The sequence below is a fragment of the Tumebacillus flagellatus genome (assembly GCF_000714935.1).
GTDB classification, from domain to species: domain Bacteria; phylum Bacillota; class Bacilli; order Tumebacillales; family Tumebacillaceae; genus Tumebacillus; species Tumebacillus flagellatus.
On the sequence record NZ_JMIR01000029.1, the window covers coordinates 45,966 to 64,753 of the forward strand.

Here is an 18,788-nt window from a genome sequence, read left to right on the forward strand (position 1 = left end):
TATTATAGCATAGAATTGTAATTCTACGTAATATTTCTACGCAAAATAACCAAAGAAAAAGGACAACCTCTAATCGGCTGTCCCTTATCCAATCTTACGTTCATTATTTTGATTCGCTACCTGCTGGCTCATCAACAGCTCAGTGGCCTTCAATGGCGTTGGAGCTTCAAACTCGATCCCTTTCCACAGCCAACATGTCGGATCGTGTTTGTTCTGATTCAACTTCCCTCTTTCGTCGCCGGAAGTAACTTAGCCACGTCCCCAACACTTCCATTCAGAAATGGACTTCATGATCCCTCCGCTTCCATTTCTCTGAGTACCGCTGCCACGTTCTCCTGCATGAGCTTGCACTCGGTTTCTGTTCGGGTCGAGAGCATTTCTAGAAGTTCGTCGATAGGTTCCACAAGCCCGTTTTGCCGGAAGATATCCGTTGCCCGCTTTATCAACTCACAGGCGGCATTCGTTTTATTCCTCGCCAACAGTAGATACGCAAAGTTCTTGTACGCTCTCCCTCTCTCTGGATGACCTTGTGGTGCAATTCTCAACGCATCCGCTACATATCGCCTTGCATCTGCTAGAAAAACTGACCCATCATCCGATGCCCAGTAGTTAATCAGGCTTTCCTCTGCCCGGCTGTTTAGATTAGAGACCACACGAATCAGAGAGAGGTGATTGATCAACTCCTCCAAGTCCAATTCAACCGTCAAATCATGACCGTACTCGCGTTCCATGTTTGCTCGATCCACTGGATTAATTCTGTTGAGTGAATGACCAAGGGCATTCTCCAACATCATCATGAGCAGTTGCGCCCCGGATTCCATACGAATAAAATCACTGACGTTCTTCGGCAACACTGTCTGACTCATAGCACGATTCCCCACTCCCCACGTACGGACAAGCTATGTGACCACATCTCCCGCATCACCCGTAACGCACTTTTGGAGTCGTCTTGAGACTCATACAAACGGGAGAGCTCTTGCATTGTCTCCTCGTACTCAACTTGGCAGTCAGTAAGTTTGAAACAATCGGCTGCTTGTTTCATGTACTTGACCGCAACAGCCTGTTGATTTCTTCGTTCTGCAATACCGGCTTGTACCCTGGCTCCCCATGCTTGATACGAATGTACGGTCGGCAGGAGAGCACGGCCTGTTTGACTCGCTTCGCCAGCTTGATCAAGTTTCCCGATGGCTAGGTAAAGCTTTGCAAGTTCTACACTCGTGATACCCGCTTCCAATTCCTTACCTCGTCTCTGATATTGCTTCACAATCCGTTCCAATATCACAATCGCGTCTTCACGATTCCCCATCTCACCTTGGAGTACCGCATGGCGCATTTCGAGAGCCAACCGTTCCAACTGACTTTGAAACTCTTCGAAGAACCATTGTGCGCGTTGAGCATAGTCATTCGCTTGTTCATAATGACCGGCTCCGTGTGCAGACTGTGCAAGAGTCATGTACAAGTTCCCAAGTCCCTCAATGTCTTCTCGTTGCTCGAAGATGGGCAGCGCCAACTGTAGAGTTACGAACGACTTCTGTAACTGGCCTGATTGTTTTTGCAGGTCTCCAAGCATCAAGAGTAGTGAGGCTAGAAGGTGCACATCTTTCGAACGTGATACTTGCAAACGCTCAAGAGCCTGAGACAGATAATGCTCCCCGATCTGATACCGCTTCCGTTTAAACTCGATGCTTCCAAGATGTTGAAGGACTCGCACGACCTGAAGCTCTGTGAGACTCGCGGACTCCAAAAGCTGTTTGAATGCTGGCTCTGCTTCCCGGAGTTGATTCAATTGAAGATAGCAGCATGCCAAATCAAACCGAATCTCAAACGGATCGAGTCTCCCGTCGTTTCCCTTCACCACATTTTCCAACAACGATAGAGCCCCTGCAAATTCACCGGCAGACAACATGCTTTTGGCAATACGATACTCACTAACGATTTTCATATTCAAGTGAACATTTCCAACCAGTTCATCCATTGGGATATCCAACTTCTCTGCAAGCCGTTCCAAGACGTGATAAGACGGCCTTGCCTTGTCAGATTCAATCTGAGAAATCATCGAGGCAGTGACTATCCCTACTGCAAGCTGTGTTTGGGACAGTCCTTTTTTCATACGGAACTGACGAAGACGCTGACCAAAGGTTTCCATTACGTAACCCCCTATCCATGAAAGTATCTAATTAAACGATAGCACCTGTAATTAATTTTAGATACACATTCAAAAACAAACGGAATACAAATGATTTTCTGTCTCATGAAATTATCAGAAACAAAAAAGGCCTACCGAGTTAGGTAGGCTTAGACACGAGAAGACTTATACATTACCTGTTTGACTGAGTAAAGGCTGCGGGGGTTCAAATTGAGCTATTTGCTGATGCTTAATCAGAAGCGGCTGGGGTGGTTCAAATTCCGATTCCTTCTTCAATCCACCTAAAGAAAATGCTAGGCACAAAATAGAAGATAAAAATATGATGCGCGTAATCCCCTTCATCAGATTCCCTCCCAATCAATTGTTACAGATTTTTTTAGTTCCTCTGCAATTCTATAATACTTCATCAGCATGATTGAATCCCCAATCTTCGCGAAATGTTTCATTATAAAATCGCAAGCAAGATGCCTGAGTTCCACATCAAGATCCTCCATTGAAAGAACTTCTTCCGCATGACAAATGTTCCCCTCGATGACTGATTGAAGAAGCAAGAATTTTGCTTTTAGGTACGGCAAATTTAGTTGCTCCAACTCCTCTAACGACTCCATAATAACCCGAAGCGCCTGTTCTGAGAGCTTTAATTTTATCAAGCACTTCACATAATCCTTCAATGACAATAGCCTGGATTCGATTAAGCCAGCTACTTTCTTTTGATCGATTGCTAGTTCAAAAAATGTCTTTGCGGCTTGGTAATTTCCCAATAAATATTCGATATACCCGACATTTTGATACCCAATCCCTTGCTGCAAAGGGAGTCCAACTTGTTGATAGTATTTGAGATGGTTATACATTTTTTCTCTACATAACTCCAAGTTCCCCATACTATGCGCAATCATGGCCTCTGAGAAGGTGAGATTGCCTGCCCATAGTGGCTCGAATTGTTCAAGATCATCTTGTATCTGTCTAAGCAAATTAACGGCATTCGGATAGTCTTTCATTTGGATATATGTGTTGGTCAAGTTCGTGATCGCTTTGTACAAAGGAGAAGAATCCCCATGCAGCTCCTTGAGTTTGCGGGCTTCTTTAAGAGAAGTCACATAGGCATCCAACGCCTTCTCATAATTCTTGAGTAAGAAATGTACGGCTCCCAAATAATTATGTACTGTAAACTTTTCCGTACAACCTACAGCAATTGGAGCTAGTTCTTCAGCAAGTTGAAGAGCCCGTTTTAGATTTATCCTTTTTGAAAGCAGTAGTGTGATTTCTTCTGTTTTCTTTTGTACATCGATTCCTTTAAAACGATCGACAGTCAAATCGATGGCCTTAGCAACTAATTCGATCTCAGAGGGCTTAAAGTATCTCTCCCCCTTCATGATCCGAAGAAGTATATCCTTTGAAATGCCGGTCTTCATCTCCATAGCACGAAGAGAAAAAGCTTTGCCCTTATCAGAAAGGATTTCCTTCAATCTACGGCCTAGAGTGATACTCTCAAGATCAGCAACCTCAACCTTCATCTATATCACCTTTACCTGTCAGTTTCGAAATTAATCTTCCGTGCATTAATTATAATCGAAACTCAGTGAATTCGTATGCTTTTTATAAGAAAATTCTTCAATCGACAGAATGCTTGTTTTTGTTGTTCTATAGCATCAATTTGTCGGTCAAAACCATTGAATTAATCGGAATCGAGGAAGTAACAGGGAAGCAACGGTAGAAGTGTTCCAAAAACAAAAAGAGAAGGCATGCTTGCCTCCTCCCGATTACTCCCGATAAAATTATTAGTTTCATTCGAATTAGTCCTCTATATATTGCCAAACATCAAACTATGCCACAAAACCATAATTCGATATATTAATCGTCCCCGTAATAATCCTCATAATAATCTTCTCTATCATCAGGACCATAATATTCTGTTGGATCATATATTTCTTCTATAGCATATTGACCACCCAACTCTGCATAATAAAGTTCATCATTCCCAGTCATTGAAAGTTGACATGAAAAACATGCATATGTTGTCGGCAAAATAGTGTAGGTCTCTACAATATTCCCTTCAACAAACCTTGGCTCATTCGACCCAACAATTTCACCCTTCACCATTGCATGTTGCGACCCACATGCAGGGCAAGTAACCATCTTTTTAGTCGGCTCATTGTAAACTGATCTATATTTTACTGCAGCTTGTCTTTTGGCTTCTTCCTTATCACTTTCTGTTAACTTATCAAACAACGAATTTGCTTCTGCGATTCTCTTTTTCACAATTGTCTCGACATTTTTCCCAAGAGCCTCAATCATTTTATCTGCAATTATTGCTGTTTCTGCCCCAAACAGTTCATCCAAACTCTTCTCTTGAAATGAAAGTAACATCTTACATACCCTATAAAATTTTGCAACCCATTTACTTGTTGTAAATTCCTCGTATGCTAAAGATCCTGAGTGAATCTCCTCATTCCTTCTATCCATTAGATAGTTACAAAATTTCTCCTCAGTTTCCGTAAACTCAGGCACAATACTCTTCAATCTACTAAAAACTTGATTAACAGCAATACTTTTCGGACCTTTTTTCTTTTCTACATATTCCTTTGTGACAAAACCAAAAGGATATAATATACTGCTATCGTCCTTATCAGCGTTAAGAACGGGGTGTATAAAGGACAAAGTTGCTCTTGCTAAGAGCTCTAATCCAAGTGAACTCCAAAAAGGAAAAAGCGAATCATCTGGATTGACACTTTGAGCTCGTGCCATAAAAAGTTTTGTCTTCCCCCATAGACTTTCATAGTTCCATATCATAATTATCTTCCTCCTTTTGACTCTACCAACACTCTGTTTAAAATTCTAAAGTTCATATCATTGATATGAGATGTTCCTCTCCCATGTAACATTCGCCAGTTATCTATCACAACTATCTTATCAGAAGTCCACTTTATAAAGACTGGATCAGCACTTCTCAGTTTCACATCCATCAGCGTAAGAGAGTTTTGAAAAGATTGATGTGCGGGCTTCATAATATCTTTATTGTACCTGAAAATTGTTTTACCAGAAATAACCGACCGATCAAGGATGGAGGATAGAAAACTTCTACCACCACCCTTAATTATAAATACATCTCTTAAAAGAGTTTTCTTCTCATCTTCACTAAAATCGAGATCGTTAGTGTCGATCAACAAAGTTGGTCTATCATTTAAATTCGAGTCATCTGCAAGTGAAAGCAATACATATCTAGGAGGACAATTAAAATATGCACCATCAGTATGAAAAGGGAAGCTTTCTAGCCCATACTTTACAGAGAGTGATTTCGAATGTGCATTTTCGGGCAATGTAGGCTTTAATCTGTCAATAATTGATCCGTTTTGACGAGAGGGAACTGGTCTCCCTAATTTTTGGGCTAATTCTAAAATAGAGCCGTATTCTTTTTTTGAAACTTCAATCCACCCCTCCTCATTAAGAACTGAATTAAGTTCGATCATAGTCTGTTCCTCCTGAAATCTTTACTTGAACCTCGAAGGCTTTATTCTACTTCCACAATATCTATTGATTATATCAATAATAACGAATTTCCTCAAAAAAGGTTCTCGTAATATGGAAATCAAACTGCTCGGAAATTCGTCCGTAACGTGTTAAATGTGAGAGGGGTATACAATTGTACCACTAGACTTCTAAAACGTCGTATACGAGCAAATAGAGGTAGTCAAAGTTACTCACTATACTCACGATAGATTACCTCAAAATACCCATCTTCCAAGATCCCAAACTTCCCCTTTAGTTTCTTATTCAGTTTCTCCTTCGACAAAGCATATTTATCTAGCATCTCAGGAATGATGCGCTTTAGCTCCAACTCCTTGAACTGATTTCGGATTCCATCTATCCGGGCTTGTTCCAAAACCTCCTTCTCTCTTGTCCAACCTTTTTCGTCAATAATAGTTAAAATGATTTGTTCAAGACGAAATGCAACATGTTCATTTATCTCCCGTATTGGCTTGCCTTTTTGTTGTGGAAACACTCGATCAGCCTCGTCAACGCCAAGTGCCCGTAGAAGCATCTCTCTGCTAAAACCTTTGATCGTCATCTTTTTCTCTTTAAATGTCTTCGCTCGCTGTTCGGCCAGATTGAGCAGTTCGGAATCGTAACGTGGCACTGAATAGAATGTTATGCGGTAATATTGATTCTTTTTTGCTTTTTCGGCGTATGACTGCTGCAACATTTTCTCTGGGATTTCTTCGTCTCTCAGCTTGTTGATCAGGCCAAGATAGGTAAGAAAATTAATTCGATTCGTGATTAGCTTCACGTCTTTCTTGTTCTTCCCTGCAAAATGTCTTGCGCTTGCGAAAAACACAATCTCAGTGCCCTCTGTAGTAGTGAAATACTCTGTATACACATGCTCAATCGCCTTGTCTAAAACAGATTGGAGCAATTTAAGATACCTGACAATCATGTTGTAGAGAAGCGGATATTGAATTTCAAGCTCCTTCCCCCATATCAGCGTAATGTTTTCTTCGATCATTTCCCTTTGGGTACGCTGCCAATCTGTTTCTTTATAGCTGATTCGGTATATTTTCCGTAAAAAACGCAATGCATCTGCGTTCTCAGAGTCTAAGATTCGAGCAACAACTTCAATAATTGTCCCATCTCGAAATGGACAGTTATGATCATCACAATGGTAAAGATAATGGCCAGTTTCTTGATTCAGGAAGATCGTCGCGCTGGTCGCTGAATCCTCGTGGAAGAAACAATTGAATCGTCTTTTGTAGACCCCAAGTAGTTGCCGTAAGTCCTGTTGTTTTAGGTATTCGTATACTTTGGAATGGGATAGAACCTCAATATCTTTCAAGTCGATAAATTGTTGTAGATTGCCAACATTTTTGTTCTCTATTAAATGGATATTAGTGCCAACAATAGAGAATAGACAACTTATATTGTTGGCACCTGTTTCCTTATCCCTTTCGTATTCTCCTTCAAACAATGTTCTCTTCCCCCTAGCTACCATCTTCGATGATTACCCATTACTATACACGATATTTAAATATGGTCAACTATAAGTTTAATAATACAAAAATATCATGCGAACGATATTTTTTTGGGCACACAAAAAAGAGCGGGTCGAAATTGACCCACTCCCAATCCTATACCTTGATATTTTTCAGAGGAGAAAACGAATTGTGTTGACGCTTCACATCCGAATTGGTCATTTGGATGTACTTCCTGACCATCGACATATCGCTATGCCCTAAAATCCGCTGCAAACTAAACGGATCACCGCCATTCAGGATGTAGAGCAATGCTCCTGTGTGTCTGAATGTGTGGGGCGAAACCCGCTTATTTTGAATTCCTGCTATTTCTCCATACTCTGTCAAACGTCTTCTCCATGAGTTTGCTAAAACTGTCCGCCCATCATAAGTAAGGAACAAAAGCTCCTCTCCGAACTCCTCTGATTCATTGATGTAATCAGCAAGCAACTTACTTGTCTTCGAAGAAATAGGGACAGTTCTTGCTCTGCGAGTCTTCGTCTCATGAGCTTCTAACTTTATGGTTCCTTCTTTCAAATTCACATTGCTCCTTCTGATCGTCAATAACTCGGAAATGCGAACCATCGAGTCAAATAATACACAAACCATCACGTAATCCCGAAATCCTGCAAACGTGGATGTATCAATGGCGTTGAGCAATACTTTGACTTCCGCAGGAGTTAGAGACTCGATTGTATCCTCTTCAGTTTTTAGAGTCTTGACCTTCTCATGAACAGGAGTGGAGAGATACCCTTCCCCGTATGCAAATCTAACAAGGGCTCTCATAGTTCGAATCCGAACATTGACTGTGACAGGAGAAAGACCGCGATCATGAAGCATCCATTCGATATATCCGCGAAACATGTCTGATGTAATTTCCTCACAGGATATGTCTTGTGTCAAATACTCTAATAGATACCCAAAATGTTGGTGATACTCCTCGACAGTTCGAATCGCCAACCCTTCTGTATGCTTTTGAACCATGAATCTCTCAAAGATCTCAACCAGTGTCAGTGCTTCGATTTGCTTCCTTTGGTTGCTAAGAGAGGTGTTCAAGCGCGTTCCTTTTCGTTTGGATGCCGTTGCTCTGTACATAAACAAAAAAACCCCCTACAAGTATTGTAGAGAGTTACCATCGACCCGAAACTGTCCATTTGACGCACTCGGTCACACCAAATCGGACTCACTCGGACATGTCATTTTCCATCACGAAACCGTGTGGCTTTTGACTACTCAGATCAACATTGATCTACCTGTGGAAAAGTCCAACGACCCCGTACCACACCTAACATCTACTTTGGCCTAGTGCGTGGGAATCGAACCCACCCAGGCTACACCATAGCCCGCACTCGGTTTTGAAGACCGGGAAGGACACCAGTACCCCATCCACACGTAACCGTTTCATTCAACGGACTATGGTCGACTCCATTTCTCCAACCACTCTTTTCTCCAAATCGGATACTCTTTGCCCTGAACCTCTTCCAGCGTTTTTCCCTCCAAAGACCACATCCCGCCATCCAAGTTCTCGTCGACAACCGGTATTGACGTTCCGCCGATCACTTGATGGTCTACCTCATATATGTAGAGCTCCGTTTGTTTTTTGGATTTGACTCCCTTAGTGGTCCATTGGTCAAGAGGATGATTTTTGACGATAAATTTAGTGATCTGCACATTCTTTCCAAGAAATGGAGTGGGATCAACGCTTTGCAACCCCCAATTTACCATATAGGGCATCTGTGTCAGTTTTTCTTTTGTTATTTGGTACTCATCTACTTTTCCTTCGGCTGAGATGATTTGGTACCCCTTGTCCTGAAGATATTTTTCAATTGCGTTTTCAGGTTCTGTGTTGTTTGGATTTGCAGAGCATCCACTTACAATCAGAATCATACAGACAACAACAACCCATATCGTATGTATGCGCATCACTTACCTCATCTCTATACGCTTACGATATACCAGTATCACCGAATAGAGGAAGCCTCCAATCATCAAAAGCAAAGTGGGCAGTTGCCATTGGATGGGTGCAGACTTTTCTGTCATCACACCGGCGTCATCAACCTGGCTTGAATTCGCTTGTTGATCTTTCAGTAACTTCACGGTAAGACTGGACGGCCATGCTTTCGTGTTATCCATTCGCGCTGTTTGCTTCATCTTGTTGCTAGCTGAAGTATCCGGAACATTGAATTCTTGTCCAGACATGTTCGTCACCAGATAGTGAACGTTCTTATCTTTGACTACGATCGGCTTTATGTCACTGTTCTGCACAGAATCTTGAAAAGTATGGAGGGCATCTCCAAATTCTTTTGCTTTCCCACCGTAGCTAATGAGATGGTATTCACCTTTCTCGATACCTACTGTCAAAAAAGATTTGGGTTGATCATTGACATAGGTAAGAAATAGCCATTCATTATTTGGGTGCGACAATTCGAGTAATTTATCGGAAATGCCTTTCTTCAATTTCTCAGGATCGACGACTTGAATCTGAAAAGCTTCTCCCAAGGACATCTGAGCCACTTCCGTTGCATCGGAAAATCCCCATTTGAGAGGTGCTTGCGCAGCTCTTTCCTTAAAAACCTTTAGCCCATCGTTTGCAACCTGAATGACCTGCGAGGGTACGGATGCAGTTGCTGCGTAAGATGGTACTGCAAGAAAACAAACGCATGCCAGAATTCCCAGTAAAAAGGTTATTGTATTTTTCATGCAAGCAGCCTCCTCTATCTATTTATATTTCAGCATATCCTTGAGACCCCATCGCCAAGAATGAGTGGAGTCATAGCAGAAAGCGTTAAAAGTCATGGAGTGCATCGTGCCATCCACAGGGTCCATGTAATCAACGTACTGACCTCCTGAATCGTTCCAGCCTTCAATAACTACCGCATGTCCACTTGAGTTCCCTGTCCATGCCCAAGATACATAAATCGGTTTGCTTCCGTTAATTTGAGTTTGAATCGTAGAAAATGCGAGAGTTCCTGAATAGTAGTTACTAGATACACCATAATCGTACATGCCGCCTTGAGCTTCTTGCACAGTGGCTGACAGGTCATTACAAGAGCTTAGACCTTTCACGTGGTTTACAAAATCACATTGACTCACACTTTTCCCAAAATAGCTTAGGATAGACGTACTAGAAGCGGCCCAGCACCAAAGACTGCGTTGTTGTTGAGCACCAGGTATCCACAAAACCGTGCTGCTTGCATACGCCTGACTCACAAAAGTCACGAAAACGACAAGTGCTAAAATTGGAATAAGAATGTACTTCTTGATAAATGACCCTTCCATACTCATGACTCACGCCTTTCGATTACCAATAATTTTTTGATACAGATATTGTGTATAATAGGTTGTCAGTCAGTATACTGAGTTAAGTAATCACCACCTTTAAATATTCAATCAATAAACATAACAAATTCTCAAAAACGACAATATCATACAAAATAAATTAAATCAACATATTGTTGACATGGAGAATATTTCTGTATATTTCAATATGTGCAATAAATTTCAATTAAACTAAAAAGCACCTGAGCCGCTTTAGTCGAATTTAGTTGGGTGAGCAACAACATCGAGTAGTGTCAACGTCGGGATATATTTGACCCACAAGCGCCGGTTTGAAAATGACCCACCTGACGGTTTATTCTGTCACTTGCCGTGGCATCCCATAGGAGCCGGATTTCATCTTCTCACGTAAGCGGTAGCTGTTGCCGCGAATATTTATGTTGTGTGAATGGTGAAGTAAACGATCAAAAATCGCCGTCGCTAGGACCAAGTCCCCCCTCATTTCTCCCCACTCCCCGAAGTTCTTGTTGCTGGACATGACGATACTTCCGCGCTCATATCGAGCACTAATTACTTGAAAGAAGAGATTTGCGGCCACCCTGTCAATCGGAAGATAACCCACCTCATCAATCAAAAGCAGTTTTGGGCGAGTGTATACTCGCAGCCGCTTGTCTAGTCGATTTTCCTCATACGCTTTGCGTAGATCCACAATAGACATCCGCGACATCTTGCAAAATACCGCCGACGATCTCGGCCCCGCGGTCGCGACGATTACTACGGCTGGGGCGAGATTAATTTCTCGAAAGCGGTGGCGGCGGCGAGGGATACGGTGAAATAATCGGAACACGAAAAAAGGCAGCAGACCCGCGAGTCTGCTGCCTTCTCTTATGAAAACGCCAACTGAATCATGAACCATTCAATCCCCGTAAACAACACAACGGTGAAAAGCTTCACCCAAGAGAGCACCAAACGCCCCATTCGATATTGGCGAAACGCATTCTCTTCGGTGATCGCTTGCCGATAGTTGAACGTATGTGGAAATTTGCTCAAGACCGTAAACCCGATAAAAAGTACGATCGAGAGGAGCGGCATGAGGAGCAAGACCCATTTGTTGCCCCACCCGTTTACATCCCCCGATCCGTTTACATGGGTCGGAATGATCTCCGGCAGTTGGGGCCCCACGAAAGCAAGATACCCCATAGCCGCCAGCAACAGCAGAACCGAAATCCAGTCATGCCATTTTTCCAGCGCGGTTTTTGGAATGTGCAACACCGGACGATTGTTCATCATGAGACTCCCCCTGTCTACCGTTTATCCAGACGATCCAACTTATCAAGCTTGTCATTGATCTTATCCAAAAGCCTGACCACCTCCGCAAACCCCAACACCAAAACCCCGGAGACGATGGAACCAATCCAGTACTTAAACGCCAAAGCCAACTCAAACCTCGTGTACATCGCCCCAGGCTCCACAGGCACATTGGCAAGAAAAAAGCCTGACACAACCCCCACCACCATCACCGCCCATCCCAAAAAACGCAAAACCCGCGCGGTCTTCGTTTCTTCGTACATGAAGCTCCCCCTTGGTGACAGGAATTTTTTTCCTTAATTTTCTTTTATCATACCATGAAAAAAGGGCTCTAGAATGAATTTTGTGGTGAACTGGAAATAAAAAAGCACCCGAGACGCTTTTGTCGAAGTTTGTTGTGCGACCAGCAAACTTGAGAGGAGCGTCGTTGTACAAAGCGAATGGCCGAGTGGTTGTTCAAGCTCTGCCGCACATGCTCTATCGCACAGGTCGCTGCTGAGATCGGCTGGACTCGTCCAAGATTAGACCGTCTGTTCCATCGCCTAGCTGNGGTCGCTGCTGAGATCGGCTGGACTCGTCCAAGATTAGACCGTCTGTTCCATCGCCTAGCTGCTGTCCAAATCGAACAACGACAGCAAGAGGTGCCGGAGGTCATTGGAAGTGATGAGTTCGCTGTCTTGCGTAGCCACCAGTACCCCCTGTCATTACCGATTTGAACGGTCGCCGTACCATGAGATTTTAGAAGGACGTTCTAAGCGCAGAGAGGCATTCGCGGGTCTCCTACGTGGGAAGGCAGCATGTTAGATAGCGCTTTGAAATACCAATCGATTGTTTTCTTGTTTTCATTGGGCTCTAGACACTTCTGCCAATCCCCATTTTCACCGCTACAAACTGGCAAGTAAGGTTACATTTTTATTAATCAATTCGCTTGCGCTTGCGAAAAACACAATATCGCTCTCGGTACGTCATCGAAGAAAATTCATTCGGTCACTATTCACGAATGATCGGGACAACAAACCATTTACAAACGTGAACAAATATTTGAAAACTGAAATATTTCTTGTGAATTCCATATCAATTGCTTATAATTGATTGGAAATTATATTTAGAGGAGGTTGCTATTTTGAAGAAATCAACTGCTGTGCTTTCAACCCTGATTGCTCTTGGAATAGCTGGCGGTCTGTTCTTGGGCGTTTCCAAGTCTGGAGCTTCTTCAACACCTGAGCAGGAAGCTAAGCAAGCTGTCACCCGCTACCTTGATGCCGTGAAAAAAGGCAACGTCGATGAGATGATGAAATCCACCATTGACAAACGATTCACGGATGACGCTACCAAACGTGATGTGTATGAATCTTTCAAAAACGATCCTGTCCAGACGGACAAGACTAAAATCCTCTCCATTAACAAAGTGGATAACACGCATCTGACTGCAACCATTCGTATCTCCACTAAAGGAACCGGCACACACGATCTCACAATTCCTGTTCAAAAAGATGGAGAGCAATGGAAATTGGTTATTGACGGTCAAGAAGTGACCAAGAACAACGACTAATTGGAGGTCTACGTATGAAACGAGTTAGGCGTGTCGGTCTTGCGGTTTCGATGTTTGCCGCACTAAGCTTTTATTCTGCATCAGCTTTCGCATCCCCAGGGCTTTGCTACTATTCTTTTGGGAACGGTCAATGGGGGTCTGGGGGATTTACGAACTCATTTGACAGCCCAATTTTTACTGTGACCAACTCCAGTAAGGTATGTACGATCAATGGTTGGCAGGACACGGGGTCAAGTGTCTCTCCTGCAAACGTTGAGTATAGGCTGTATCAGTATGGCATACTCTCGAATACGCTTTATGGAAGCACACGGATTAGCGGGAACTATACCCAAAGTGGTTCGTGGTACTCCTACACCTACACAGGCGTAGACCCCAATCAAAAATACTTTTTGAGAATGTATCCGCATTCCACCGCAGGTATAAGTGGCGCAGGAAACGCCTACGACGGGTACTGATCAAGCGAGAAGGGACGATTCCAATTGATCGTCTTTTCTTTTGGTCATGCAAACCCTTGCCCACTCTATGCCACAATTCCCTCAATCTCCTGAGTGGTTTGGCAGCGAGTATCTGAAAACGGGTCAGGGACAAGAAAAGACCCACCAGTTTAGGTGGGTCAATGGAATGCCGCTGTTTTCACATACAAGATTCGCCTTCTCAACCCTCACTTTGCCAACACCGCGACAGGTTCCCTTTTCCTCACGTACTATTCCTCACCAACATCCACCCCGAAATCCCCAGCGCCAACGCCGCGAAGAGGAACGCGCCCCACGCCCCCGAGCGATGGTCGCGCTTTCGCATCCAGCGCCCGAAGTTGAACGTGTAGACCGCAATCCAGAGCGGCACGAGCATCTGAAGAAACAGCGACATCCACTGCAAAACCGCTACCCCCTCTCTCTATTTCGACGTGACCGGCGCCAGTTGCACCCCGATTCGGCGGATGTTCAGGTCCACTTCGATGTTCACTTTGGCATCCTTCAACTTATCTCGAAACGGGTACTGCTCCAACTCGTGCTGCGTCCAAAAATGACTCCGCGCCCGCCGAAACGTGCCGAACGGCGCGACTTGATACTCATGGAACAGGCGGTTCATCAACGCCTCTTCCTTCTCTTTCAACGTCTTCTTGATCGAGTCTTCCAACACCCGCATGTTGCCCTCCTCGGTGTAGTCGATCGAGCTCTGCACCCCGACCAAGTCGCCCTCCAACTTCTGTTTGATCTCAATCCGAATCGGGTCGGACTCCAAATCCAAATTCATCTGCGGCGAACGCGCGTGCTTGATCTCCAACGCCTCGTACTTCCCCTGCTCCTGCGGGTCGGGAAAGTCCATCTGCGTCCGCTGCAAATCCCCGCGGATCATCAGCAACATCCGAGTTTCGATTCCGTCCAGATACGTGACGAGTTTGTCTTTCTTAAAAATCGCCGTCCCGACGAACTCAATCGAATTCCCGCCCATCCGGACGATCTTCCCTGGTTTAAACGAAACCCCCGAGTCGGACATCATCTCTTGGCGGTTGCCTTTTTGCTTTCCTTCGGACCCCATCCCCCCGCCTTGACCACCCCCGGCCGACTTGTTCTCTTCCGCTTGCTGCTGCACTTTTTTGTTGATCGCAAGCACGGGTGCCACCGGGTCTTCGTTCGCGCCCTCCGTGACGATCAGAAATTCGTGCAGTTTGTTCGTGACCGTAAGCCCCGTGTTCCGCCCGATCTCCGAGATCGATTCGTTGAAGCGCGACGGCGATTTTTCCAACACGGGCTGGTTGACTTGAAACAGCTCCCGCGCCTCCCCCGGCACGACAAAGTAACTGACCGTGCGCCGGAAATCCCGCATCCGCACCAACGGCCCGATAAAGTTCAACATGCCCTCCTTGGCAACGTCCTCTCCGATAAAAATCGTCGTCAAATGCAACAGCGAGATCCGCCGCTCGACGGTGGCGTTGAGCAACGTCAACGCTCCGGCAATCGTGTTGGCGCGCACGGTGAGCGGACGCGACGCTCCCAATTGCACGCCTCCTCCGCTGCTTCCCCCGCCGGAGCCGCCCGCCATCTCGCTTGGCACCGCAATCCGCACCGTCACGTCGACCGTGTTGTCCGGCCCCTTGTCAAGCCCCATGCCGACGACAAACGCCATGCCTTCCAACTCCACGCGGTCGTAACATCCCGTGCCGAACACCGAAGCGGTCAGGGTGACGACGAGCAAGCTAAGAAGCATCCGCCGAACGTTGTGCTTCTTCATGCTCTCGCTCCTCCTTTCGCCGCTTGAAGCGCACCGCCGTCGCCACGAGCAACGGAATCCCGACCACGACCGCCCAACTCCATGTCACGATGTACTTGTTGTTAAACGCGATCGTCTCCACGAAACTGCGCGTGTAAAACGAAAGCGCAAACACGATCAACGCCGTCGACGCAACCAACGGCCGGAAGACCGGCATGCGAAACACCGTCGCGAACAGGTACGTGGAAATCAACAGCGTCGTCGCCATCTTGAGCACCGCCATCACAACCCAGATGAATACAAACGCCGCCTCCAAGCGCTGGATGAAGCGCCCGATGTAGATCAAACGCCCCAGCTGATACAGCGGAAACGGCGAACGCATCGCCGCTTCCGGCGAAAACACGATCACGAACACGAGCGTCACCAGCAGATACGTCATTCCGATCGCGATGATCGACAGGAAACCCATCGTGCGCAGCTCTTCCTGTTTGCGCAGCCGCGAACCAAACAGGGTGAGCACCAAGAGGTTCACAAACACGCTGAGAAACAGGCCGCTGCCGGTCAACAGCGGCGTCACGCCAAACCCCAGAATCGGAAAAATCTTATCCGGCCGCATCCAGTTCAAATTCAGCACCAATAGCGCCCCGAGCCCCACCGCCAGCCATGACCAAAACACCAACGCCAGCCGGCTCAACCCCTCCAATCCCTTCCACGCGCAATACGCCACCGTGAGAAAAAACGGAACAGCCACGAACGAGATCGGCGAGCGCGGCAACACGGTGGTCACCACCGCTTCGGTAAACGTGCGGGAGAGCGTGACCATGTCGAGCATCATGTACACGGCGATCACCACGCACATCGTGCGGGCGGCAAAGCGCCCGAGCGTTTTTTCACAGAGCGTGATCAGGTCTTCCTTCTTCTCGCGGGCAAACACGGGACCGGCCAGCGCCCAGACTCCCAGCGTGATCAACATGGAGAAGAGCGGAATCATCCACCCGGCCGACGAGCCTTGCAACACCAACTGCTGCGGGTAAAAAAGCGAAACGTCGGCGATCGAAGCGATCACGGAGAGCGCCAACAATTCGCGTTTGCCGAGGTGTCCGGTTTTGATCACGTCTTTTTCCCTCCCCGTCGTCCTGATTGGTTGATGCCTTCGGTGTCGATCCTGCGGTTTTCTTCGTCGATGCGCTCCTCCGCTTCTCTGGAATCATGCGTGCGCGGGTCCCACTTGCGAAGAAAGCGCAACTGCCGCTTCATAAGACCCGGATAGAGCGCGCCCGGCCGGACTTCTTGCCTGAATACCGGACCGCGCAAGATCACGTCTTCGGACGATTGTTTGTACGGCGCCACGTGCGTCATCATCGGAACGCCAAACGATTTGAGCGTCGTCCAATGGGTCAGCAGCACCATCACGCCAAGCGTGATGCCGTAAAACCCCCACACCGCCGCCATCGCCATCATCAAGAAGCGCAGCGTGCGCACGGCGAACGACAGGTTGTAGTTGGGCATCGTAAACGCCGCCAGCGCCGTGACCGAGACGACGATGACGAGCAACGGCGACACGATGCCCGCCTGCACCGCCGCTTGCCCGAGAATCAAAGCGCCGACGATGCCGATCGTCGGGCCGATGACGTTCGGAATCCGGATGCCCGCCTCGCGGATCAACTCGATGGCGATCTCCATCAGCAACACTTCCACCACGACGGGAAACGGAACTTTCTCCCGTGACGACGCGATGGTCAGCATCAAGTCGGTCGGGATCATCTCCGGATGGTAGTTGGTGACGGCGATGTAGAGCGCGGGCAACAGCATCGCAATCAAAAACGCCGCAAACCGAATTAAACGCAAAAACGTCCCGAACGGATAGCGAATGTAGGCGTCTTCCGCGGTGTGCAGCAGCGTCCAGAGCATCGTCGGCAACACCAACACTTGCGAACTTTGCCCGACGAACACGGCGACATATCCTTCCGAAAGCGATTGCGCCACGCGGTCAGGCCGCTCCGTCGCCAGCATCCGCGGGACATAACCGGGCGGGCCGTCCTCGATCATCTGTTCGAGGATGCCGCTGTCTTGGAGAAAGTCGACTTTAACGTCCTGAATGCGGCGGCGAACTTCCCTCACGAGTTTCGGGTTGCAGATGCCGTCCACGTACATGATCGCCACGTCGGTCGGCGCGAGTTCGCCGACTTGCGTAATCTCCGTGATCAACTTCTCCGTGCGCAAGCGGGCTCGCACGAGGCCCGTGTTGGTGCGAAAGTGCTCTGTGAACGCATCGTGCGGGCCGCGCACAACCGTCTCGGTTTTGGTGTCGCCGACGCTGCGGTGCTCAAAGCCCTTGGTTTCAACCAGCAGGACTTCCTTCATCCCGTCGACGAACACGGCGGTCGTGCCGGTGAGGATGGTGTTTTTGACCGCTTTCCATTTGGTTTCTTCCGTGAGTTGATTGCCGGGAATCAGCGTTTTGCGCAAGAGATCCGCCCGCGACAACGCCGGGGGCTCATGCGGCACTTCCGCGAGCAACATCAACGGTTCGAGGATGTGGTTGTTGATGATCGTCTTGTCGCTCAAGCCCTCCATGAACACGGCAAACGCCTGCACGGGCGGGACGGTTGAGATCGTGAAGTCGCGGATGATGAAGTCGGCGTTCAGCGGAATTTGGAACACGTCCTCGACGGTGCGCCGGTTCTCCTCCAACACGGGAGAGACGAACTCCGGGTACGTCGGCTTGAAATCCAAGTTCTCCGTTCTGGGATCGGGTTGCAGCTCTTTGCCCATGATCTTGGGTTGATGAGACCGGCTTTTTTTCTGCGGGCGGCGGATTTTGAGCGGCAACTCGGCGGCAGGGGCGTTTTTTTCCGGAAGGCGGTCTGCGGTGTCTTCCGCGGTGTCCGCTTCCGGTTCCTCCCGCGCTTCCGGTTCTTGGCGGGCTCCGATCTTTTTGGGTTTCACACGGTGATGGCGTTTGCGCGGAGACGGGGACGGCTTGGAGGCCGCCGGTTTGGGCTCGTCCCGGTGCTCCCGTTGTTCGCGGCTTTGAGGTTCCTCCCGCTTGGACGGTTTCTCCTCCGGCTTTTGCTTTTGTGTCGGCCGCTCTTCTCGCTGAGATTTCCTGCGGTGATCCGGCCCCTGCTCCTCGCCGCCATCCTGCATGTCGTCCGGCACCAAGGAAAAGTCCTCGTCCAAAACGGAATCGTCCACCGTAAACCAGCGACTGGCTTTCTGCAAGATGCTCACGACCACAACCCTCCCCTTTTCTGTCCGATGCAACAATTTCTCTTGGTAGCGTCCCCCG

General features: G+C 47.2%; 18 protein-coding genes, 1 tRNA gene and 2 pseudogenes. 2 read left to right on the plus strand and 19 right to left on the minus strand.

The features are described 5' to 3' along the window. Positions 1-287 precede the first annotated feature (287 nt). The 15 genes and pseudogenes from EL26_RS16820 to EL26_RS16875 form a co-directional block, all read right to left on the minus strand. Entirely contained in the window at positions 288-866 is a 579-nt protein-coding gene (locus EL26_RS16820; RefSeq protein ID WP_038091532.1) for a hypothetical protein, read from the minus strand. Next, positions 863-2,146 (minus strand): helix-turn-helix domain-containing protein, encoded by a 1,284-nt coding sequence (locus tag EL26_RS16825; protein ID WP_038091535.1) that lies wholly within the window; start codon positions 2,144-2,146, stop codon positions 863-865. The genes EL26_RS16820 and EL26_RS16825 overlap by 4 nt, the downstream gene beginning before the upstream one ends. Positions 2,147-2,311: 165 nt before the next feature. After that, positions 2,312-2,488 (minus strand): hypothetical protein, encoded by a 177-nt coding sequence (locus EL26_RS25570; protein WP_161780747.1) that lies wholly within the window; start codon positions 2,486-2,488, stop codon positions 2,312-2,314. After that, the gene (locus EL26_RS16830) at positions 2,488-3,660 is read right to left on the minus strand and encodes a helix-turn-helix transcriptional regulator (protein WP_038091542.1); all 1,173 of its coding nucleotides are present in this window, start codon (positions 3,658-3,660) and stop codon (positions 2,488-2,490) included. Before EL26_RS16830 ends, EL26_RS25570 begins: the two co-directional genes overlap by 1 nt. A 337-nt stretch (positions 3,661-3,997) precedes the next feature. Beyond that, complete coding sequence (locus EL26_RS24020) at positions 3,998-4,936, minus strand: hypothetical protein (RefSeq protein ID WP_052036511.1); 939 nt, start codon at positions 4,934-4,936, stop codon at positions 3,998-4,000. A gap of 2 nt (positions 4,937-4,938) precedes the next feature. Continuing rightward, on the minus strand, positions 4,939-5,613 hold the full coding sequence (locus EL26_RS16840; protein ID WP_038091547.1) for a Fe(II)-2OG oxygenase family protein: 675 nt from the start codon (positions 5,611-5,613) through the stop codon (positions 4,939-4,941). Positions 5,614-5,840: 227 nt separating this feature from the next. Then, positions 5,841-7,106, minus strand: a complete 1,266-nt coding sequence (locus EL26_RS16845; protein WP_038091550.1) for a hypothetical protein — start codon at positions 7,104-7,106, stop codon at positions 5,841-5,843. Between the two features lie 160 nt (positions 7,107-7,266). Next, a complete protein-coding gene (locus EL26_RS16850; protein WP_038091552.1) occupies positions 7,267-8,244 on the minus strand; it encodes a tyrosine-type recombinase/integrase in 978 nt (325 codons plus the stop codon). 203 nt (positions 8,245-8,447) lie between these two features. Continuing rightward, positions 8,448-8,539, minus strand: a tRNA-Sec gene (locus EL26_RS25030). Positions 8,540-8,562: 23 nt separating this feature from the next. Further along, on the minus strand, positions 8,563-9,036 hold the full coding sequence (locus EL26_RS16855; RefSeq protein WP_202962863.1) for a hypothetical protein: 474 nt from the start codon (positions 9,034-9,036) through the stop codon (positions 8,563-8,565). A 39-nt stretch (positions 9,037-9,075) separates the two neighbouring features. Beyond that, positions 9,076-9,849 carry a hypothetical protein gene (locus EL26_RS16860; protein WP_038091556.1) on the minus strand — a complete coding sequence of 258 codons (774 nt, stop codon included), beginning with the start codon at positions 9,847-9,849 and terminating at the stop codon, positions 9,076-9,078. 18 nt (positions 9,850-9,867) lie between these two features. Further along, complete coding sequence (locus EL26_RS24660) at positions 9,868-10,434, minus strand: papain-like cysteine protease family protein (RefSeq protein ID WP_081857284.1); 567 nt, start codon at positions 10,432-10,434, stop codon at positions 9,868-9,870. A gap of 346 nt (positions 10,435-10,780) precedes the next feature. Then, positions 10,781-11,137, minus strand: a pseudogene (locus tag EL26_RS26810) (ATP-binding protein); the annotation flags it as partial. Between the two features lie 173 nt (positions 11,138-11,310). After that, entirely contained in the window at positions 11,311-11,715 is a 405-nt protein-coding gene (locus EL26_RS16870; RefSeq protein WP_081857286.1) for a DUF1648 domain-containing protein, read from the minus strand. Between the two features lie 14 nt (positions 11,716-11,729). After that, positions 11,730-11,996, minus strand: coding sequence for a hypothetical protein (locus tag EL26_RS16875; RefSeq protein ID WP_038091558.1), 267 nt, complete (start codon positions 11,994-11,996; stop codon positions 11,730-11,732). 171 nt (positions 11,997-12,167) lie between these two features. Here EL26_RS16875 and EL26_RS26740 point away from each other — a divergent pair. Then, a pseudogene (locus EL26_RS26740) lies at positions 12,168-12,449 on the plus strand (hypothetical protein); the annotation flags it as partial. Positions 12,450-12,856: 407 nt separating this feature from the next. Then, positions 12,857-13,285 (plus strand): Rv0361 family membrane protein, encoded by a 429-nt coding sequence (locus EL26_RS16880; RefSeq protein WP_038091561.1) that lies wholly within the window; start codon positions 12,857-12,859, stop codon positions 13,283-13,285. 696 nt (positions 13,286-13,981) lie between these two features. On the opposite strand, the gene EL26_RS16885 is transcribed toward EL26_RS16880, so the two are convergent. The 4 genes from EL26_RS16885 to EL26_RS16900 are packed head-to-tail and all read right to left on the minus strand — an operon-like array spanning position 13,982 to position 18,730. Further along, positions 13,982-14,161, minus strand: a complete 180-nt coding sequence (locus tag EL26_RS16885) for a hypothetical protein (RefSeq protein WP_038091564.1) — start codon at positions 14,159-14,161, stop codon at positions 13,982-13,984. 18 nt (positions 14,162-14,179) lie between these two features. Continuing rightward, entirely contained in the window at positions 14,180-15,517 is a 1,338-nt protein-coding gene (locus EL26_RS16890; RefSeq protein WP_038091566.1) for a Ger(x)C family spore germination protein, read from the minus strand. Then, positions 15,483-16,610 carry a GerAB/ArcD/ProY family transporter gene (locus EL26_RS16895; RefSeq protein WP_038091569.1) on the minus strand — a complete coding sequence of 376 codons (1,128 nt, stop codon included), beginning with the start codon at positions 16,608-16,610 and terminating at the stop codon, positions 15,483-15,485. Before EL26_RS16895 ends, EL26_RS16890 begins: the two co-directional genes overlap by 35 nt. Beyond that, the gene (locus EL26_RS16900; protein WP_081857287.1) at positions 16,607-18,730 is read right to left on the minus strand and encodes a spore germination protein; all 2,124 of its coding nucleotides are present in this window, start codon (positions 18,728-18,730) and stop codon (positions 16,607-16,609) included. The genes EL26_RS16895 and EL26_RS16900 overlap by 4 nt, the downstream gene beginning before the upstream one ends. Positions 18,731-18,788 lie beyond the last annotated feature (58 nt).

Bases quoted from the DNA above. Each gene is read 5' to 3' on its own strand.
- EL26_RS16850 (WP_038091552.1), bottom strand. From the start codon at position 8,244: ATGTACAGAGCAACGGCATCCAAACGAAAAGGAACGCGCTTGAACACC.
- EL26_RS24660 (WP_081857284.1), bottom strand. From the start codon at position 10,434: ATGAGTATGGAAGGGTCATTTATCAAGAAGTACATTCTTATTCCAATT.
- EL26_RS16860 (WP_038091556.1), bottom strand. From the start codon at position 9,849: ATGAAAAATACAATAACCTTTTTACTGGGAATTCTGGCATGCGTTTGT.
- EL26_RS16870 (WP_081857286.1), bottom strand. From the start codon at position 11,715: ATGATGAACAATCGTCCGGTGTTGCACATTCCAAAAACCGCGCTGGAA.
- EL26_RS16840 (WP_038091547.1), bottom strand. From the start codon at position 5,613: ATGATCGAACTTAATTCAGTTCTTAATGAGGAGGGGTGGATTGAAGTT.
- EL26_RS16820 (WP_038091532.1), bottom strand. From the start codon at position 866: ATGAGTCAGACAGTGTTGCCGAAGAACGTCAGTGATTTTATTCGTATG.
- EL26_RS25570 (WP_161780747.1), bottom strand. From the start codon at position 2,488: ATGAAGGGGATTACGCGCATCATATTTTTATCTTCTATTTTGTGCCTA.
- EL26_RS16855 (WP_202962863.1), bottom strand. From the start codon at position 9,036: ATGATTCTGATTGTAAGTGGATGCTCTGCAAATCCAAACAACACAGAA.
- EL26_RS16890 (WP_038091566.1), bottom strand. From the start codon at position 15,517: ATGAAGAAGCACAACGTTCGGCGGATGCTTCTTAGCTTGCTCGTCGTC.
- EL26_RS16875 (WP_038091558.1), bottom strand. From the start codon at position 11,996: ATGTACGAAGAAACGAAGACCGCGCGGGTTTTGCGTTTTTTGGGATGG.
- EL26_RS16830 (WP_038091542.1), bottom strand. From the start codon at position 3,660: ATGAAGGTTGAGGTTGCTGATCTTGAGAGTATCACTCTAGGCCGTAGA.
- EL26_RS16825 (WP_038091535.1), bottom strand. From the start codon at position 2,146: ATGGAAACCTTTGGTCAGCGTCTTCGTCAGTTCCGTATGAAAAAAGGA.
- EL26_RS24020 (WP_052036511.1), bottom strand. From the start codon at position 4,936: ATGATATGGAACTATGAAAGTCTATGGGGGAAGACAAAACTTTTTATG.